Source organism: Nocardia cerradoensis NBRC 101014 (assembly GCF_000308535.1).
GTDB lineage: Bacteria > Actinomycetota > Actinomycetes > Mycobacteriales > Mycobacteriaceae > Nocardia > Nocardia cerradoensis.
In genome coordinates, this window is the sequence record NZ_BAFW01000012.1 from 1 (window position 1) to 17,747 (window position 17,747).

Annotated in this window: 19 protein-coding genes; 15 read left to right on the top strand and 4 right to left on the bottom strand. The window is 66.7% G+C overall.

Annotation, left to right across the window (positions count from 1 at the left end; all coding sequences use genetic code 11):
• A partial coding sequence (locus tag ON23_RS02525; RefSeq protein ID WP_039775961.1) for a LysR family transcriptional regulator occupies nt 1-351 on the bottom strand: 351 nt, incomplete at its 3' end.
• Nucleotides 352-373: 22 nt separating this feature from the next.
• On the opposite strand from ON23_RS02525, the gene ON23_RS02530 reads away from it, so the two are divergent.
• Together ON23_RS02530 and ON23_RS02535 are read left to right on the top strand one after the other, a co-directional pair.
• Nucleotides 374-1,255, top strand: a complete 882-nt coding sequence (locus ON23_RS02530; protein ID WP_210744052.1) for an alpha/beta fold hydrolase — start codon at nt 374-376, stop codon at nt 1,253-1,255.
• Nucleotides 1,256-1,287: 32 nt separating this feature from the next.
• Nucleotides 1,288-2,100: an alpha/beta fold hydrolase gene (locus tag ON23_RS02535; RefSeq protein ID WP_051041868.1), complete on the top strand. Its 813-nt coding sequence runs from the start codon at nt 1,288-1,290 to the stop codon at nt 2,098-2,100.
• Nucleotides 2,101-2,142: 42 nt separating this feature from the next.
• Here ON23_RS02535 and ON23_RS02540 read toward each other — a convergent pair whose 3' ends face one another.
• On the bottom strand, nt 2,143-2,562 hold the full coding sequence (locus ON23_RS02540) for a VOC family protein (protein ID WP_039775964.1): 420 nt from the start codon (nt 2,560-2,562) through the stop codon (nt 2,143-2,145).
• Nucleotides 2,563-2,722: 160 nt separating this feature from the next.
• Between ON23_RS02540 and ON23_RS02545 the strand changes: the two genes are divergently transcribed.
• Nucleotides 2,723-3,316 carry an AAA family ATPase gene (locus ON23_RS02545; protein ID WP_143860015.1) on the top strand — a complete coding sequence of 198 codons (594 nt, stop codon included), beginning with the start codon at nt 2,723-2,725 and terminating at the stop codon, nt 3,314-3,316.
• On the opposite strand, the gene ON23_RS02550 is transcribed toward ON23_RS02545, so the two are convergent.
• Entirely contained in the window at nt 3,274-4,371 is a 1,098-nt protein-coding gene (locus ON23_RS02550) for an acyl-CoA dehydrogenase family protein (protein ID WP_039775967.1), read from the bottom strand. The genes ON23_RS02545 and ON23_RS02550 overlap by 43 nt on opposite strands.
• Nucleotides 4,372-4,430: 59 nt before the next feature.
• Nucleotides 4,431-5,624, bottom strand: a complete 1,194-nt coding sequence (locus tag ON23_RS02555) for an acyl-CoA dehydrogenase family protein (protein ID WP_039775968.1) — start codon at nt 5,622-5,624, stop codon at nt 4,431-4,433.
• A 222-nt stretch (nt 5,625-5,846) separates the two neighbouring features.
• Between ON23_RS02555 and ON23_RS02560 the strand changes: the two genes are divergently transcribed.
• The 12 genes from ON23_RS02560 to ON23_RS02615 all read left to right on the top strand — a co-directional run bounded on the left by ON23_RS02560 (nt 5,847) and on the right by ON23_RS02615 (nt 17,460).
• Nucleotides 5,847-6,035 carry a ferredoxin gene (locus ON23_RS02560; protein WP_030518642.1) on the top strand — a complete coding sequence of 63 codons (189 nt, stop codon included), beginning with the start codon at nt 5,847-5,849 and terminating at the stop codon, nt 6,033-6,035.
• Between the two features lie 44 nt (nt 6,036-6,079).
• The gene (locus ON23_RS02565) at nt 6,080-6,997 is read left to right on the top strand and encodes a 3-oxoacyl-ACP reductase (RefSeq protein WP_036497707.1); all 918 of its coding nucleotides are present in this window, start codon (nt 6,080-6,082) and stop codon (nt 6,995-6,997) included.
• A gap of 279 nt (nt 6,998-7,276) precedes the next feature.
• Entirely contained in the window at nt 7,277-8,041 is a 765-nt protein-coding gene (locus ON23_RS02570; RefSeq protein WP_030518640.1) for an MlaE family ABC transporter permease, read from the top strand.
• 4 nt (nt 8,042-8,045) lie between these two features.
• Complete coding sequence (locus ON23_RS02575; protein ID WP_036497709.1) at nt 8,046-8,897, top strand: ABC transporter permease; 852 nt, start codon at nt 8,046-8,048, stop codon at nt 8,895-8,897.
• Between the two features lie 5 nt (nt 8,898-8,902).
• Nucleotides 8,903-10,120, top strand: a complete 1,218-nt coding sequence (locus ON23_RS02580) for an MCE family protein (RefSeq protein ID WP_051041870.1) — start codon at nt 8,903-8,905, stop codon at nt 10,118-10,120.
• Nucleotides 10,117-11,148 carry an MCE family protein gene (locus ON23_RS02585; protein WP_039775971.1) on the top strand — a complete coding sequence of 344 codons (1,032 nt, stop codon included), beginning with the start codon at nt 10,117-10,119 and terminating at the stop codon, nt 11,146-11,148. Before ON23_RS02580 ends, ON23_RS02585 begins: the two co-directional genes overlap by 4 nt.
• Nucleotides 11,145-12,206 carry an MCE family protein gene (locus ON23_RS02590; protein WP_039776061.1) on the top strand — a complete coding sequence of 354 codons (1,062 nt, stop codon included), beginning with the start codon at nt 11,145-11,147 and terminating at the stop codon, nt 12,204-12,206. Before ON23_RS02585 ends, ON23_RS02590 begins: the two co-directional genes overlap by 4 nt.
• Nucleotides 12,203-13,468 (top strand): MCE family protein, encoded by a 1,266-nt coding sequence (locus ON23_RS02595; protein WP_039775973.1) that lies wholly within the window; start codon nt 12,203-12,205, stop codon nt 13,466-13,468. The genes ON23_RS02590 and ON23_RS02595 overlap by 4 nt, the downstream gene beginning before the upstream one ends.
• Nucleotides 13,465-14,709: an MCE family protein gene (locus tag ON23_RS02600; RefSeq protein ID WP_039775974.1), complete on the top strand. Its 1,245-nt coding sequence runs from the start codon at nt 13,465-13,467 to the stop codon at nt 14,707-14,709. Before ON23_RS02595 ends, ON23_RS02600 begins: the two co-directional genes overlap by 4 nt.
• Nucleotides 14,706-16,130, top strand: a complete 1,425-nt coding sequence (locus ON23_RS02605) for an MCE family protein (RefSeq protein ID WP_039775976.1) — start codon at nt 14,706-14,708, stop codon at nt 16,128-16,130. Before ON23_RS02600 ends, ON23_RS02605 begins: the two co-directional genes overlap by 4 nt.
• Nucleotides 16,127-16,975, top strand: coding sequence for an Rv1363c family protein (locus tag ON23_RS02610; protein ID WP_039775978.1), 849 nt, complete (start codon nt 16,127-16,129; stop codon nt 16,973-16,975). Before ON23_RS02605 ends, ON23_RS02610 begins: the two co-directional genes overlap by 4 nt.
• Nucleotides 16,972-17,460, top strand: a complete 489-nt coding sequence (locus ON23_RS02615) for an Rv1363c family protein (RefSeq protein WP_039775981.1) — start codon at nt 16,972-16,974, stop codon at nt 17,458-17,460. Before ON23_RS02610 ends, ON23_RS02615 begins: the two co-directional genes overlap by 4 nt.
• The last annotated feature ends 287 nt before the right edge of the window (nt 17,461-17,747 follow it).

Here is a 17,747-nt window from a genome sequence, read left to right on the forward strand (position 1 = left end):
CGGGGCGCGGTGAGCGAAGGCCACGAGAATGTTCTCCAGGCGGGTGCCGAGGCCGGTGCTGGTGCCCAGCCGGATGGTGCCGGTGCGTTCGACGCGCAGGTCGTCGATGGCGGCACGGGCCTGTGTCACGGCGGCGAGTACCTGTTCGGCGTGCGGAAGCAGTCGCCGCCCGCCTTCGGTGAGGCGCACCGTGCGGGTGGTCCGCTCGAACAGTGCGACGCCCAATTCCCGCTCCAGCCGGGTGATCTGCTGACTGACCGCCGACTGCACGATGTGCAGCCGCTCGGCCGCGCGTCCGAAGTGCAGTTCCTCGGCCACGGTCAGGAAGTACTGCAATTGCCGGAGCTCCACGGCGCGAGATTAATCAGTTTCGGTGAACAGTGCCAGCGCGGATCGCTCATTTTTCGGCGCGGCCGAACGCGATTTCCTGGTCCCAGCACATCGGAAACCGCACCGGGAAGTGATGACCATGCCGTATCTCACCGTCGACGACGTCCAGCTGTACTACGAGGACCAGGGAACGGGGCAGCCGCTGCTGTTCCTGCACGGCTGGGGGACCAGCGGGCGGGTGTGGGGCGCTCAGCAGGCGGCGCTGGTCACCGACTTCCGGGTGGTCACCGTCGACTGGCGCGGCTGCGGGCGTTCGGATCGGCCGGTCGCCGGCAACAACCTCGCCGGTGTGCTCGCGGACCTGGTGGAGCTGATCCGGCAGCTCGGGTTGCCTCGACCCATCGTGATCGGATCCTCGGTGGGCGCGACCTTCGCGACCGAATTGGCGCTGGCCCGTCCGGATCTGCTCGGCGGCGTGGTCGCGGTCGACGGCCCGGCCTACTGGCCCGGACAGGGGATGCCGCTGGCCGAGATCATCGGCGAAATGCGGGATCACCGGGCCGAATTCGTCGCGCGGTGGGTGCCCAACTGGTACGCCCCGGGGACCTCGCCGGTGCTGGTGGACTGGACCGTGCGGCAGATCCTCGATTCGGGTGTGTACATCGACGAACTGTTCCACCTCTTCGCCACCTACGACCCCCGGCCGCGGCTGCCGCAGCTGCGCACGCCGATCCACTACCTGCACGGCGAGCTGGACGCCGAAATCCCGGTGGCGGTGGCGCGGGCCTGCGCGGCGCTCACACCGGGGGCGCGGGTCGGCGTGATCGCCGGCGCGGGCCATATGCCGCAACAGGAGCGCGCCGCCGGGTTCACGGCCGCACTGCGCGCGGCGATCGCGAACTTCACCCTGCAGGCCGCGGCCTGACCACCGAACCGTTTGCGACACAAGGATATTCGATGACATTCGCAACAGCCCGAATCCAGGGGGGCACCGCCGAGGTCGCCTACGAGGCGACCGGAACGGGTCCGGCGGTCGTGCTGGTCCACGGCACGGCGGCCGCCCGCGACCAGTGGGCACCGCTGACCGCGGACATCGCCGACCGCTATACCGTTGTGGCACTGGACTGTTCCGGCTCCGGCGACACCGTCGACCACGGCGGCAGGCTCACCGTCGCCGATCTGGCCGCCGAGGTGCGCGCCGTCGCCGACCACGCCGGACTCGCCCGATTCCACCTGGTCGGGCATTCGCTGGGCGCGGTGGTGGCCGCGCACGTCGCGGCGACCGTGCCCGACCGCGTGCGCTCCCTGCTGATGCACGCGGGCTGGGTCCGCACCGACGCGCGGATGGACGCCGAATTCCGCTACTGGATCGAGGTGCTGCGCGCCGACGCCGCCTACGGCACCAGCCTGTTCGCGCACATGCTGCCGCTGATGGCCTTCGGTCCGCGCTACTGGGAGCGGACGAGCGCGGACGAGAACGCGGCCCTGATCGAACAGCTGGCGAAGGTGATCGCGCGCGGCGCCGCACGGCAGACCGAGGTGGATCGCACCGTGGATCTCACCGATCTGCTCGGCAGCATCGCCGCGCCGACGCTGATCCTCGCCAGCGCGCACGACCGGGTCGTTCCGGCGGCGCAGCAACAGCAGCTCCTCGCCGCGATACCCGACGCCCGCTATGCCGAGATCGACGCCGGCCACGGGGCTCCGGGTGAGGACCCGGCCGGTTTCCACGCCAAGATCATCAGCTTCCTGGACGCGCAGACGGCATGAATGCCCGGGTGAGCGGCCGCCCGGTCGCTCACCCGGCGCGGGTCAGTTGCCGCCGGGATAATCCATCCAGAAGCCCTCCCAGTGGTGACCGTCGGGATCGACGAAGGCGCGGCTGAACATGCCCACCGCTTCCTCCTGGGCGCGTTTGTCCTCGCTGACCTCCTCGGTGGCCCCGGCGCCCACGGCGGCCGCGATCAGCGACTCGACCTCCGCTCGACTGCCCAGCGACAGCGCGTAGATCGAACCGGTGGCCGCCCGGGTGTCGGCGATCGGGCGGTTGGTGAAGGTGTCGAAGTACTGCCGGACCAGCAGCATCAGGCAGATGTTGTCGTCGACCACCACGCAGGCGGCGTTCTCGTCGGTGAAGTCCGGATTCACCTTCCAGCCCAGTGCCTCGTAGAACGATGTGGACCGCTCCAGATTCTCGACGGGGAGATTGATGAAGATCATCTTGCTGGGCATGCTCGGTCCTCTCGCGGCATCAATACGTGTCGTCAGTAGAGACGCCGTGGGCGCGCCGAACTCATCGGGCGAATCCCCGGACCGGTCCTGACCTGCTCCGATGGCGCACCGAGGGCGAAAATCCCTCGCGGTCGACGGCCCTGCGCGATACCGTCCGGCCATGTCGAGTGCCGTCTATCTGATCACCGGTATCCAAGCGGCCGGAAAGTCGACGGTCGCGCAGGCTCTCGCCGAACGACTGCCCCGTTCCGCTCATATCCGGGGTGACGTGTTCCGTCGCTTCGTGGTCGGTGGCCGTGCCGAGATGTCCGGCGAACCGAGCGAAGAAGCCCTGCGGCAGTTGCGGTTACGGCACCGTCTGGCGGCCGCGACGGCCGACGACTACGCCGCCGCGGGATTCACGGCGGTGGTCCAGGACGTCGTCCTGGGCGAATCGCTGCCGTGGATGGTCGAGCAGATCCGCACCGACCCGGTGTACGTGGTCGTGCTGGCCCCGCGTCCGGACGCGGTGGTTCGGCGCGAGGCCGGTCGAGACAAGAAGGCCTACGGGGTCTTCACCGTCGAGCAGCTCGACACCGTTCTGCACGCGGAGACGCCCCGCATCGGATTATGGCTCGACACAACGGATCTCACGGTCGAGGAGACCGTCGGAGAAATACTCGCCCGGGCCGAACCGGTGGAGCGGCGGTCCGGCCCGGGCGAGCGCCTGCGTCAGTGGGCCTCGGCCAGGAGGGTGCCCAGAGCGCGCAGGTGATCGGTGGCGCCGCCGAGCGCGAATTCGTTGTGTTTGGCGGCGGTGAAGTAGCACTGCACGATGTGGTCGCGGTCGATGCCGACGCCACCGTGCACGTGCACGGCGGTGTGGGCGATGCGGTGACCGGCCTCGGCGGCCCAGAATTTGGCGGTGTGGATCTCCGCCTCGGCCGGCAGTCCCTCGTCGACCCGCCAGGCGGCCTGGGTGACCGCCAGCCGCAGGCCCTGCAGGTCGATGTAGCCGTCGGCCAGCCGCTGCGCGACCGCTTGGAAGCTGCCGATCTTGCGATTGAACTGCTCACGCTCGCGGCCGTATTCGGCGACGAGGTCGACCGCGCGCTCCAGGGTCCCGAGTTGCTGCGCGGCCAGGCCGAGCCAGCCGTGGTTCAGCAGCCACCCGAGGATTTCGGCGCCGTCGTCCACGGTGCCGACCAATTCGGCCGGGGTGGAGTCGAATTCGACCTCGGCCTGCGGACTGCGGTCGACCACCTGCTGCGGTGTGACGCGCGCGTCCGACGGGTCGACCAGGAATACCGCGGCCTTGCCGGACACCGTGGCGGGCACCAGGATTCGCGCGGCCTGCGCCGCGAAGGGCACGACCGTCTTCGCGCCGGCCAGCTTCCAGCCGCCGTCCTCGGTCGCGGTCGTGGTCGGCTTCGCCGGCTCCCAGTTGCGTTCCTCCGACAGCGCCACGGTCAGAATCGTCTCGCCCGCACCGGCTTTCGCCGCCAGCTCGCGCTGCGCCTGGTCACCCCAGCGGGCCAGCGCGCCGGCGCCGAGGACGACCGACCACAGATAGGGCACGGGGGCAGCGGATTTGCCGATCTCCCGCAGAACCGCCGTCTGCTCCAGCGCGCCGAGTCCGCTGCCGCCCACCGATTCCGGCAGCGCGGCCGCGAGCACGCCGGTCTCGGCCAGCGATCGCCAGAGTTGGTCGTCGAAGCGGACCTCGGCCTTGTCCAGTTCCCGCAGCCGGTCGGCGGTGACCAGTTTGGCGCAGACCTCGCCGGTCAGCCGCGCGAGATCCTGCTGCCCCTCGGTAAGTGTGAAATCCATCGTTGTCCCTAGTTTTTCGACGTTTCCGACGTTTCCGACGTTTCCGGCCGGTCCCCGGCTCAGCGGGCGGCAGCGGGCTGTTTGAGGGCGGTCATCGCGATGATGTCGCGCTGCACCTCGTTGGTGCCGCCGCCGAAGGTCAGGATCAGGCAGGCGCGATGCATCCGCTCGAGCCGTCCGCGCAGCTGCGCGCCGGGGGAGTCCTGCCGCAGATATGCCTGCGGTCCGAGAATCTCCATCAGCAGCCGGTAGGCCTCGGTGGCCAATTCGGTGCCGAGCACCTTGCAGGTGGAGGCATCCCACGGCCGGGGCGCGGCGTCGCCGCCCGCGTCGGCGCCGGAGGCGATCTCCCAGTTCAGCAGTTTGAGGAATTCCACCTGGGCGTGGACCCGCGCCAGATTCAGCCGCACCCACTCGCTGTCGATCACCCGCGCGCCGGTGGAATCCTTGGTGTCGCGCGCCCAGTCGGTGGTCTGCGCGACCGCCAGTGCCAGCGGCGCCGCCGAGGTCAGCGCCACCCGCTCGTGGTTGAGCTGATTGGTGACCAGCGCCCAGCCGCCGTTCTCGGGGCCGACCATCGCCGAATGCGGCACCCGCACGTCCTGGTAGTAGGTGGCGCTGGTGTCGGGCCCGGCCATCGTGTGCACGGGTGTCCAGGAGAAGCCCTCGGCCGAGGTCGGCACGATGAACATGCTGATGCCCTTGTGCTTCTTGGCGGTCGGGTCGGTGCGGGCGGCCAGCCAGATGTAGTCGGCGTACTGGATGAGGCTGGTCCACATCTTCTGACCGTTGATCACCCAGTCGTCACCGTCGCGGACCGCGGTGGTGCGCAGCGACGCCAGGTCGGTCCCCGCGCCGGGCTCGGAATAACCGATGGAGAAGTGCAATTCGCCCGCCGAGATCTTGGGCAGGAAGAACTTCTTCTGCTCCTCGGTGCCGTAGTGCATGATCGTCGGCGCCACCGAGTTGATGGTCAGAAACGGCACCGGCGCACCCGCGACGGCCGCCTCGTCGGTGAAGATCAGCTGATCCATCGTCGAGCGATCCTGGCCGCCGTACTCCTTGGGCCAGCCGAGAGTGAGCCAGCCGTCGTGGCCCATCTGCTGCACGACCTCGCGGTAGACGTTGCCGTGCCCGTACTCACCGGTCTGCGACGACAAGGCCTCGCGGCGCTCCGGCGTGATCAGCTTGGCGAAATATTCGCGGAGCTCGGCGCGCAGCTGCTCCTGTTGCTCGGTATAAGCAATCCGCATGGCGGTTACCTCGTACTCGGTGATGTGATGGCGGATGTGACGACATCGCCCCTGTGACGATCGACCCGGCGGCGGTCTGCGCTGGGCCGATCTGCCCTGACGTCGATCATTGCATATCTACTGAAACATGTTCCAGTATGGAAACCGAATCCGGCCGCTTCGGCCGCAGCGGCACGGCCGGGCTTGTAGGCTCGGCACTACCTGGTGGTGAAGGAGTTATCAATGAAGGTCAGCGTGGATTTCGACCAGTGCGAGGCCAACGGAATCTGTGTCGGAATCGCCCCCGACGTCTTCGAACTCGACGATGAGGACCAGTTGCACATCCTCACCGCCGACGTGCCCGAGGACCGGCTCTCCGACGTCGAGACCGCCGTCGCGCAATGCCCGAAGGCCGCCCTGCGGTTGCAGTGAAATGGATGCTTGCCGATAACTGGAACACGTTCTAGAGTCACGGCGTGAGTGAATCGTCGAATCAGCCGGGGACGGATCTGTCCGGCAAGGTAGCGATCGTGACCGGAGCCGGCGCGGGCCTCGGACGGGCCGAAGCGCTGGCGCTGGCCGGGGCCGGCGCCTCGGTGGTGGTCAACGATCTGGCCGAAAGCGATGCGGTGGCCGCCACCCTCGCCGATATTCGCGCGCTCGGCGCGAAAGCGGAATTCGTGGGTGGCAGTGTGGCCGAGCGCGCCACGGCCGACGCCCTGATTCGTACCGCGGACGAGACCTTCGGCGGTGTGGACATCGTCGTCAACAATGCGGGAATCGTCCGCGACCGCATGCTTTTCAATCTCTCCGACGAGGACTGGGACGCGGTCCTCGCGGTCCATCTGCGCGGCCATTTCCTGTTGTCGCGCAATGCCGCGGCGTACTGGCGCGGTAAATCGAAGGAATCCGGTGCTCCAATTTACGGGCGCCTCATCAACACATCATCGGAAGCCGGTTTGCTGGGTCCGGAAGGGCAGCCGAATTACGCGGCCGCGAAAGCCGGAATCACCGCGCTGACGCTGTCCGCCTCGCGCGGTTTGTCGCGATACGGCGTGCGGGCCAACGCCATCTGCCCGCGGGCCCGGACCGCCATGACGGAATCGGTCTTCTCCGCCGCCCCCGAAGGGGATGTGGACCCGCTGGCGCCGGAACATGTCGCCCGGCTGGTCGCCTACCTGGCCTCTCCGGGCGCCGACGCGATCAACGGTCAGGTGTTCGTCGTGTACGGCCCGATGGTCGCGCTGATGGCCGCTCCCGAAGTCGAGGCGCGCTTCGACGCCGCCGGCGCGGAATGGAGTGCGGACGCGCTGGCCGACACACTCGGCACCTACTTCGCCGAGCGCCCCGCCGGGCGTACGTTTTCTGCGAGTTCGCTGCACGATCTCGGCTGATTATCAGGTGCAGGTCGTCCGACCAACTCCGGTTGATCGGCGGTCTCGCACTTGGTAGACATGGGGGTCGATGGTTGTGGGGTGCCTCACAAAGGCGTTCTGTACACCGTATGAACCTGTTCTAGCTTCAGAGCTGAAGCTCGGATGAAAAGAGCAGGTCAAAATTGTCAAATTCTCTTCCGATTCGATGTGAACGTGTTCTAATCTTCGGAGCGGAAGAGGTGTGGAGGCTCGCTGGCGCAGCGTTGCGCGCACGGGTCGGCAAGGAGGAATCGCGGAATGAACGAGGTTCTTGCCGTGCCGTTGCGTGCGGTCGGCGGGTTCTTCGAACTCGTGGCCGCTGTGGCGCGGGCCTTGATACGTCCGCCATTTCAGCGACGGGAATTCGTCGACCAGTCGTGGTTCGTCGCACGGGTGTCGATCATCCCGACCATCCTGGTCGCGATCCCGTTCACAGTTCTGGTGAGCTTCACGCTGAATATCCTGTTGCGCGAAATCGGCGCGGCCGATCTCTCCGGCGCGGGCGCCGCATTCGGAACGGTCACCCAGGTCGGTCCGATCGTGACGGTGCTGATCGTCGCCGGCGCCGGCGCCACCGCGATCTGCGCGGACCTGGGCGCGCGCACGATCCGGGAAGAAATCGACGCCATGAAGGTGCTCGGCATCGACCCGATCCATCGCCTGGTGGTGCCTCGCGTGCTCGCCTCGATGTTCGTCGCGGCGCTGCTCAACGGCCTGGTCTCGACGATCGGCATCGCCGGTGGCTTCCTGTTCTCGGTGCTCCTGCAGGGAGTCAACCCCGGCGCCTTCGTCAACGGGCTCACCCTGCTCACCCATACGCCGGAACTGGTGATCTCCGAGGTCAAGGCCGCGCTTTTCGGTCTGATCGCCGGACTGATGGCCTGCTATCTCGGCCTCAACGTCAAGGGCGGTCCCAAGAGTGTGGGTGACGCGGTCAACCAGACGGTGGTTTTCTCCTTCATGGCTCTGTTCGTGGTGAACGTCGTGGTCACCGCCGTCGGCATCAAGTTCACGGTGCGGTGATCCGATGGCGTTCGTAATCCAGTCCCGCTTCCCCCGTACTGTTCGACGCGTGCGGCGGGTTTCGAGTTCGATGGACGGAATCGGGCATCACGCCCAGTTCTACGGCAGGTCGTTGGCCTCGGTACCGAAGGCATTCACGCACTACCGCACCGAAACCATTCGCCTGATCGCCGAAATCAGCATGGGCACAGGCGCTTTGGCGGTGATCGGCGGCACGGTGGTGATCGTCGGCTTCCTCACCCTGTTCACCGGCGGCACCATCGCGGTGCAGGGCTACAGCTCGCTGGGCAATATCGGTGTCGAGGCGCTGACCGGATTCTTCGCCGCATTCCTCAATGTGCGGATCGCGGCACCGGTGATCTCGGGCATCGGGCTGGCGGCGACCATCGGCGCCGGCGCGACGGCCCAGCTGGGCGCCATGCGGGTGGCCGAGGAGATCGACGCCCTGGAATCCATGGCGATCCGGCCGATGCCCTTCCTGGTCGGCACCCGCGTGCTGGCGGGCATGATCGCGATCGTTCCGCTCTACGCGCTGGCGGTCATCGCGTCGTTCGTCGCGAGCCGTTTCGCCACGGTCGTCATCTACGGCCAGTCGGCCGGTGTGTACGACCATTACTTCTCCACATTCCTGATTCCCAGTGACATCCTGTGGTCGTTCGTGCAGGCGATCCTCATGGCCTTGGCGGTCATGATGATTCACACCTACTACGGCTACAACGCGACCGGTGGACCGGTCGGTGTCGGAATCGCGGTCGGAAACGCGGTGCGCGCCTCGCTGGTGGCAGTGGTGTCGGTAACCCTGCTGATGTCGCTGGCGATCTACGGCACCTCCGGCAACTTCCATCTCTCCGGGTAGGCGGTATGGCGGCAAATAAACTCGTCGAAAAGGAAGGCGCCGGTAAGTTTTTCGGCGCCGGATGGGGTGTCAAGCTTTCGGGGGTGGCGCTGATTCTGTTTCTGGCCGCGATCGTCGCCGTCGCTCTGACGATGTTCGTGGGCGGATTCACCACCTCGAAACCGGTCTATCTCGACGCTCCGCGCGCGGGCCTGGTGATGGACAAGGACGCGAAGGTCAAGATCCGCGGTGTGCAGATCGGCCACGTCTCCGATATCGCCTACACCGGTGACCAGGCTCGGCTGACCTTGGCGATGGACCCCGATCAACTGAAGATGGTGCCGGCGAACTCGACCGTCGATATTCGGTCGACCACGGTCTTCGGTGCCAAATACGTGAACTTCGTCGAGCCGGAGGTCCCTTCCGCGCAGCATCTGCAGGCCGGCGCCACGTTGACCGCGCAGTCGGTGACCGTCGAATTCAATACGCTGTTCCAGCATTTGACCGAGGTGCTCGGCAAGATCGCGCCGGAGAAACTGAACGCGACACTGACCGCGCTCGGCACCGCATTGCAGGGCCGCGGCGACAAACTCGGTCAACTGCTGGTCGACAGTGACGAATATCTGCGCGATATCAATCCGAGCCTGCCGGATCTGCAACGCGATCTGCAGACGTCGGTCGGAGTCACCAACCTGTACGCCGACACCGCGCCGAACCTGTTGCGCACGACCGACAATGCGGCCGTGACGAGCAAGACCCTCGTCGACCACAAGGACAGCCTCGACGCCGTGCTGCTGAATCTGATCGGCCTGGCCGACACCACGGGCGCGGTGCTGAAGGAGAACGAGAACGGTCTGTCGACGGCCCTGGATCTGCTGCGGCCCACGGCCGAATTGCTCAACGAATACAACCCGGCGCTGTACTGCCTCGTCGAAGGTGTCGCGGGCGCGATTCCGCGGGCCAACGAGATCTTCGGCGGGACCGGACCGTGGGTGACGTTGAACGCCAGCTTCATGCCGGGCGGCACGCCCTATTCCTATCCGAAGGATCTGCCGAAGGTGAATGCGACCGGTGGCCCGCACTGCGAGGGCGTCCTCGACCGCAAACCCGGTAGCCACGCGAACTACCTGGTCACCGACACCACGGAGGGACGGGTGTACACACCGGAACTGTCCACCCATCTGAACGGCCCCCGGGTCTTCCAGTTGCTGTTCGCGGGCCTGCCGGGGGTGGGTAATCCGTGAGGCTCAAACCACACGCCACCAGCGTCAAACTCGGGATCTTCACGCTCGTGATGGTGCTGGTGCTGGCCCTGCTGGTCGTCATCTTCTCGCAGATGCGCTTCGCGCGGGAGAACGGCTATCACGCGGTGTTCACCAGCTCCTCGGGCATGCTGCCCGGGTCCAAGGTGCGCATCGCGGGTGTGCCGGTCGGCTCGGTGAAGAGTGTCAAGGTCGGCAAGGACCATCTGGCCCACGTCGATTTCGACGTCGACCGGCAGTACAAGCTCTATGTCAGCACCCAGGCCGCCGTGCGCTACGAGAATCTGGTGGGTGACCGGTATCTCGAGCTGATGGACGCCCCGGGCACCGCGCAGGTGCTGCACTCCGGCGCCACCATCGGCCTGGACAAGACCAAGCCGGCGCTGGACCTGGACATGCTGCTGGGTGGTTTCAAACCGCTGCTGCGCGGCCTGGACCCGCAGCAGGTCAACTCGCTGACCGAGGCGCTGCTGCAGGTCTTCCAGGGACAGGGCGGCACCCTGGTCGCACTGCTGAACAGCTCCGGCTCGTTCGCTAAGACCCTCGGCGACCGCGACGCCCTCATCGGCAGCGTGATCGAGAATCTGAAGACGGTGCTGGCCACCATCGACGATCACAACAGGGATTTCGACACCACGCTGACCGAATTGCAGCGCCTGGTGAGTGGCCTGGCCGCGGACCGGGACCCGATCGGCGCGGCACTGCCGCGACTGGCCGGCGCCACCGGCGATCTCACCGATCTGCTGAAGCAGGCGCGCCCGGACCTCAAGGCGACCTTCGACCAGCTGGGCCGCGTCGCCGACAATCTCGACCAGAAGTCCGACGATGTCGAGTGGGTCCTGCAGAACCTGCCCTCGACCTACAAGGAGCTGGTGCGCCTCGGTTCGTACGGCTCGTTCCTGAACATGTACGTGTGCGGAACGAATTTCCTCGTGGACGGCCCGGACGGTAAGCCGATGCATGTGAATCTGCCCGGTCTGCAGACGACCGGAAGGTGCTCGACGAAGTGAACCAGACCTCTCCGCTCATCAAACACGGCGTCGTCGGCGTCGTGCTGGCGGTCGCGATCGCGTTGTCCGCCTTGCAGTTCGACCGGCTTCCGTTCATTCGCAGCGGCGCCGAATTCACCGCGTACTTCGCCGATGCCGGCGGTCTGGTGACCGGCGACCAGGTTCAGGTCGCCGGTGTCCGGTCCGGGCAGGTCGAGGACGTCAGTCTCGACGGTCCCAAAGTGAAGGTCCGGTTCAGCCTCGACGAATCCATCGTCCTGGGAAAGAAGACGACCGCCGCGATTAAGACCAACACCGTGCTCGGGCGCAAATCCCTGGAGGTCGATCCGCAGGGCTCCGGTGCGCTGCGCAGCGATCAGCCGATTCCGTTGGACCGCACCACTTCTCCGTATTCGCTCAACGACGCCCTGGGCGATCTGAGCAATACCGTGAAGGGGCTGGACACCGACCAGGTCAACAAGACGCTCGACGCCCTGTCGGACGCCTTCGCCGACACACCCGCGCCGCTGCGTTCGGCGCTGGACGGCATCACGCAACTGTCACGCAGCCTGAACGCACGGGACAAGGCCCTGACCGAACTGCTCTCGCACGCGCAGAACGTCACCAAGGTGCTCTCGGATCGGTCGAACCAGATCAACGCCCTGCTGCTCGACGGCAACAACCTGCTCGGTGAGCTGGACGCCCGGCGCACGGCGCTGAGCCAGCTGATCGTCTACGTCAACGGACTGGCGCAGCAGCTGACCGGTTTCGTCAACGACAACGAGCAGAGCCTGAAACCGACACTGGACAAGCTGAATTCGGTGCTGCAACTGCTCGAGCGGAACAAGGACAACCTGAGCAAGGCCCTGGACGCGCTCGGCCCGTTCGAGGCGGCGCTCGGCGAACAGGTCGGCAGCGGCCCGTACTTCCAGGCCTACGTCTCCAACGCCACGAGTATGACGTTGCAGCCGCTGGTGGATGCGCTGGTCTGGCCGCAGCACGTACCCGAATCGTTCTGGAAGTACCTGACCACCCCGCCGCCCTCGATCGGGCCCGCGATCCAGGAGCCGCCGCGATGAACGCGATTCGCACGATCACGAAGGTGCCGAAATGGGTCCGCGTCGTGGCCGCCGCCCTGGTGGTGGCGCTGGCGGGCTGGATCGTCTACGGCGCGGTGACCAATATCGGCAAGACCCACATCACCGCCTACTTCCCGTCCACCACCGGGCTGTACGCCGGTGACGACGTGCGGGTGCTGGGCGTCAAGGTCGGCCGGATCGATGCGATCGAGCCGGGCCGGGACAAGACCAAGGTGACGATGACGGTCGACCGCGGCGTCGACATCCCGGCCGATGCCAAGGCCGTCACGGTCTCGCCGAATCTGGTCTCGGCCCGCTTCGTGCAGTTGGCGCCGGTGTACACCGGTGGCCCGAAGATGCACGACGACGGCGTGATTCCGATCGAGCACACCGCCGTGCCGGTGGAATGGGACGACATCAAGGCCGAGCTGACCAAACTGTCGAAAGCCCTGGGGCCGATCGGTGAGGATCAGCAGGGCTCGTTCGGACGGTTCGTCAACACCGCGTCCGACAATCTCGCGAACGGCAATGCCCAGGCGCTGCGCGACACGCTCCACGAGTTGTCGAGCACTCTGAATACGTTGTCCGACGGTCGCACCGATCTGTTCGGCACCGTGCGCAACCTGCAGCAGTTCGTCGATGTGCTGTCCAAGAGCAACGATCAGATCGTGCAGTTCGGTGGCCGGCTGGCCTCGGTGTCCTCGGTGCTGTCGGGCGTCTCCGACGATCTCGGCGCCGGACTGGACAATCTCGATTCGGCGGTGGCCGACGTCAAGCGTTTCCTGGACGAACGCGGCGGTCAGCTCACCGAGAGTGTGCAGAATCTGGCGCAGGTGACCCAGATCCTGGCCGACAAGCGTCCGCAGCTCGAGCAGGTCCTGCATTCGGGCCCGGTCGCGCTGTCGAACTTCTATCAGATCTACAAGCCCGCGCAGGGCACGCTGACCGGCGCCGTGGTGCTGCCGAACTTCCGCAATCCGTTCGCGTTCCTGTGTGGCGCCGTCGAGGCGCTCGAGGACAACGGTTCACAGCGGACCGCGGACCTGTGTAAACAACAGGTGGCACCGGTGATCAGCTCGCTGATGATGAATTACCCACCGCTGCTGGTGAATCCGGCGTCCGGGCAGCAGGCCTTCCCGAGCCAGCTGACCTTCTCGCCCCCGAGTCTGGCCGACCGCGTCGAATATCCGGCTCCCGGTGAGGCTCCGGCCGAGGTGCCGAGCGGTCTGGCCGGCCTCGCGATTCCGGGAGGAGGACGATGATGCGACGCGGACGACTGCGACTCGCCGGCGCCGCCGTCGGTCTGGTGATTCTGTTGGGCGCCACCGGATGTGAGTGGGACGGCCTGAACACCCTGCCGATGCCCGGCGCGGCCGGAACGGGGGAAGGCGCCTGGCAGATCAAGATCCAGATGCCGAATGTCACCACGCTGACTCGCAATTCGCCGGTGCAGGTGGACGATGTCACGGTCGGCACGGTGAAGAACATCCAGGTCGAGGATTGGCACGCGCTGGTCACGGTGAGCCTCGAGAAGGGTGTGCACCTGCCGGCCAACACGGTGGCCGCGATCGGGCAGACCAGCCTGCTCGGCAGTAACCACGTCGAACTGTCGGCACCGAAAGATGTTGCGCCCGAAGGGCAATTGAAGCCGGGCGATGTGATTCCGCTGTCGCGCGCGAGTGTGTATCCCACCACCGAGCAGACGTTGTCGTCGTTGTCGGTGGTGCTCAACGGTGGCGGAATCTCGCAGCTCGAGACCATCACCCACGAGCTGAACAAGACCTTCTCCGGACGGTCCGATGCCATCCGCGACCTGCTGCCGCAGCTGACGCAGCTGACCACCACCCTGGACGCCCAGACCAAGGACATCATCGACGCGATGAGTGGGCTGGACCGCTTCGCCGGGCAGCTGAACAACCAGAAGGACCAGGTGACACGGGCCGTCACGCAGCTGCATCCGGCCCTCACCGTCCTGGCCGACCGCCGCGAGAACATCACCAAAACCATTACCGCCCTGGGTGATCTGAGTGATGTGGTGAGCCGGGTGATCGCCGAGAGCGGTGACAATCTGAAGGCGGATCTGGCCAATCTCCACCCGGCCCTGGAATCGCTGGCCGACACCGGAACGAAATTGGCCGACTCCCTGCAGATTCTGCTCACCTTCCCGTTCCCCATGCGCAACCTGAACAAGGCGCTCAAGGGCGACTACCTCAACCTGCTGATGACCGTCGATCTCACCGGCGCGCGGCTGGATTCGAACTTCCTCACCGGTACGCCGCTGGGCGGACGCTTCGGCGGGGTCGAGGGCGCGCTCGGCACGATCGCGCCCGATACCGCGATGGGCAAGGGCGACCCGGTCACCGGGCCGATGCAGCCGCCGCCGCCCGCGCCGAACACGGCCACGCCGACGCCGAGCATTCCCGGCCTGCCGCCGATTCCGAACCTGCCCGCCATACCCGGGCTGACGGTGCCCGCGCCGCAACAAGGGGGTGCGGGTCGATGAAACTCAGCAAATTCGTCCGGATCCAGCTGGTGATCTTCTCGATCCTGACCGTGATCGGCCTGGTCGTGATGGCGGGCGTCTACGTCCACCTGCCGGCCATGTTCGGCATCGGCCGCTACGGCGTCACCGTGAAACTCGAGGCCACCGGCGGGCTGTACCCGACCGCGAACGTCGCCTACCGCGGCACCAACGTCGGCAAGGTCGAGGATGTGAAGCTCACCCCGGACGGGGTGGACGCCAAACTGTCGATCAGCAGCGACTTCAAGATTCCGAGCGATGTCGACGCCTACGTCAAGAGCGTGTCGGCGATCGGCGAACAGTACGTGGATCTGGTTCCGGCCGAGAATCCGCACGGCGGGAATCTGCACGACGGTTCGGTGATTCCGGTGCAGCGCACCAAACTTCCGCAGGACGTCGGCGATATGCTCGACCAGGCCGACCGGCTGCTCAGCAGTGTCGCCGACACCAAACTGCGCCAGGTCATCGACGATGCCTTCACCGCGTTCAACGGTGCCGGCCCGGATCTGCAGAAGTTCATCGACTCCGCCTCGCTGCTGGTGCAGGAGGCGAAGAAGAATACGAACGAGACGAAGGATCTGCTCGACAAGATCGGTCCGCTGCTCGACACCCAGAACCGGTCCGACGCCGCGATCCGCTCGTGGACGAAGGATCTGGCGACCGTCACCGACCAGTTGCGCCTGCACGACCCCTCGCTGGGACAGTTGCTCGACCGCACGCCCGCGGCCGCGCAGAAGGTGTCGCAGACCTTCCAGGACCTGAAACCGACGCTGCCGCTGCTGCTGTCGAATCTGACCAGCGTCGGTCAGGTCGGCGTCACCTATCACGCCGGTGTCGAACAGATTCTGGTGATCTATCCGCAGCTGGTGGCGGCGCTGCTGACCTCCATCCGCGGGCCCACGCAGTACGGCGCCATGGTCGACTTCATGCTCGGGCTCAACGATCCGCCGGGCTGTACGACCGGCTTCCTGCCGCAGGATCAGCGCCGGTCCCCGGCCCTGAAGGACACTCCGGACACGCCGCCGAACCTCTACTGCAAGGTGGCGCAGAACGCGAAGGAAGCGGTCCGCGGTATCCGCAACACGCCGTGCGCGGATGTGCCGGGTAAGCGGGCCCCGAGTCCGGAGCTCTGCCACGACCCGCAGGGTTATGTGCCCGAGGGCGACAACCCGCCGTTCGGCGAGCCGCATCCGGTCACCCCGTCCGGTGAGCCGGCGGCGAACCCGGGCGACGCTCCCGCCGCGCAGACCCAGCCGGCGGCGGCGCTGCGCACCTACGACCTGAAGAACCACACCTTCACCGGACCCGACGGCCGGACCTACCGACAGGGGGATGTGGGCCCCGACGGATCGGGCACTGTACCGTCCAGTTGGCAGGCGATGCTCGAGGAGCAACAGAAATGAGCGAATCGAATTCCACACCCACCGGTCGCGTCCGGCGGCGCGCCAGCAGGCAGGCCGGGGCGCCGACCGACGCGGTCGCGGTCGAACGGACCGAGAGTTCGCCGGCGCACGACACGGTGAAGCCGGCCACTGCCGACGAGACGGTCGAACTGTCTACCGCATCGCCGGCGAGCGCGGCCGAGTCGTCCTCCGAGACACCATCGGACGCGGTCTCCGACACCGGCGCGGTCTCCGACTCCACCGGCAAGCTCTCGACGGCAGCCGATGACGACAAGACCGTGCGGCTCACCGGTTCGCCGGAGGAGGCGGCAGCGGCGGACGCAGCCGCCGACGCCCCGGAGTCGCGGAAGCGCTCCCTCGGCCCGCTGGGCTGGGCCGCCGCGGTGGTGGCCGTGCTGTCGTTGATCCTGCTGGTCGGCTCGGGCGGCTTCTTCGCCTACCACCAGCATCAGATCAGCACCCAGGCCGATCAGCGCACGGAATACATCCAGACCGCCAAGCAGGCCATCCTCAATCTGACCAATATCAAGGACGACACCGCGAAGCAGGACATCGACCGGGTGCTCTCGGTCGCCTCGGGGCAACTCAAGCAGGAGTACTCCGAGCGCAAGGACGCCTACGCGCAGGTCGTGCAGCAGGCCAAGGTGAAGGCCAGCGGCGAGATCATCGAGACCGCGGTCGAGAGCCAGGACGACCACTCCGCGAAGGTGCTGGTCGCGGCCAAGCAGACCCTGACCAACGCCGGTGCCAAGGATCCGCAGGAGCGCTACTACCGCTTCCGGGTCACGGTCGACCGCGCCGACAACGGTGGTATCACCGCCTCGCAAGTGGAGTTCGTGGCATGAGTGGCAAGTTGCGTCCCGTCCTGTTCATCAGCGCGGCGGTGCTGTTCGTGGCCGCGGTCGCGATGGCCTCGGTCACCGGCTACAAGTCCTGGTCCGACAAGCAGATCGAGCAGGCCCGCACCGACTCCGTCCCGGCGGCGCGGCACGCGGTGGAGTCGGTGTTCACCTACGACTTCAAGACCGTCGACGCCGAACTGCCGAAGTCGGCGGACAACCTCACTCCCTCCTTCCGCAAGGACTATCTGAAGCTGATTCAGCAGGCGATCGCGCCCGGCGCCAAGGAGAAGCAGCTCACCGTGCAGGCGAACGCCACGGCGGCCGGTGTGGTGTCGGCGGAGCGCTCGCACGCGGTCGTGCTGCTGTACCTGAATCAGGTGACCACCAGCAAGGATTCCCCGCAGGGGACGGTGACGCCGAGCCGGGTCCGCGTCGCGCTGGACAAGGACGACGGCCACTGGCTGGTCGACGCCATCACCCCGATCTGATCCGGCTTTAAGCGAAACCCGTTATCTCCGTTAAGAGTTCGTCCCTACCGTCGACGGCACAGCGATTCCGAGGCGGGATCGGTGGTCGATACCGGCTCCGGTCGCGGCGCAGATCTCCCGCCGGTGAAGCGCGCCTGTGCCGCACGGTCACGGCCGTGTGGCGATCCGGCGGGTGCGGCGGAATCCGGGGTGGCGGTGTGCGGCGACCGCCGGCTCCGGCGGAGGCCAGGACCGAGATTCGGTGTGGGCGGCGCTCTCCGGCTGCCGGACGGTCGGTTCGAAGGGTG

Bases quoted from the DNA above. Each gene is read 5' to 3' on its own strand.
- ON23_RS02560 (WP_030518642.1), top strand. From the start codon at position 5,847: ATGAAGGTCAGCGTGGATTTCGACCAGTGCGAGGCCAACGGAATCTGT.
- ON23_RS02600 (WP_039775974.1), top strand. From the start codon at position 13,465: ATGATGCGACGCGGACGACTGCGACTCGCCGGCGCCGCCGTCGGTCTG.
- ON23_RS02575 (WP_036497709.1), top strand. From the start codon at position 8,046: ATGGCGTTCGTAATCCAGTCCCGCTTCCCCCGTACTGTTCGACGCGTG.
- ON23_RS02605 (WP_039775976.1), top strand. From the start codon at position 14,706: ATGAAACTCAGCAAATTCGTCCGGATCCAGCTGGTGATCTTCTCGATC.
- ON23_RS02610 (WP_039775978.1), top strand. From the start codon at position 16,127: ATGAGCGAATCGAATTCCACACCCACCGGTCGCGTCCGGCGGCGCGCC.
- ON23_RS02580 (WP_051041870.1), top strand. From the start codon at position 8,903: ATGGCGGCAAATAAACTCGTCGAAAAGGAAGGCGCCGGTAAGTTTTTC.
- ON23_RS02540 (WP_039775964.1), bottom strand. From the start codon at position 2,562: ATGCCCAGCAAGATGATCTTCATCAATCTCCCCGTCGAGAATCTGGAG.
- ON23_RS02550 (WP_039775967.1), bottom strand. From the start codon at position 4,371: ATGGATTTCACACTTACCGAGGGGCAGCAGGATCTCGCGCGGCTGACC.
- ON23_RS02595 (WP_039775973.1), top strand. From the start codon at position 12,203: ATGAACGCGATTCGCACGATCACGAAGGTGCCGAAATGGGTCCGCGTC.
- ON23_RS02570 (WP_030518640.1), top strand. From the start codon at position 7,277: ATGAACGAGGTTCTTGCCGTGCCGTTGCGTGCGGTCGGCGGGTTCTTC.
- ON23_RS02615 (WP_039775981.1), top strand. From the start codon at position 16,972: ATGAGTGGCAAGTTGCGTCCCGTCCTGTTCATCAGCGCGGCGGTGCTG.
- ON23_RS02535 (WP_051041868.1), top strand. From the start codon at position 1,288: ATGACATTCGCAACAGCCCGAATCCAGGGGGGCACCGCCGAGGTCGCC.
- ON23_RS02555 (WP_039775968.1), bottom strand. From the start codon at position 5,624: ATGCGGATTGCTTATACCGAGCAACAGGAGCAGCTGCGCGCCGAGCTC.
- ON23_RS02545 (WP_143860015.1), top strand. From the start codon at position 2,723: ATGTCGAGTGCCGTCTATCTGATCACCGGTATCCAAGCGGCCGGAAAG.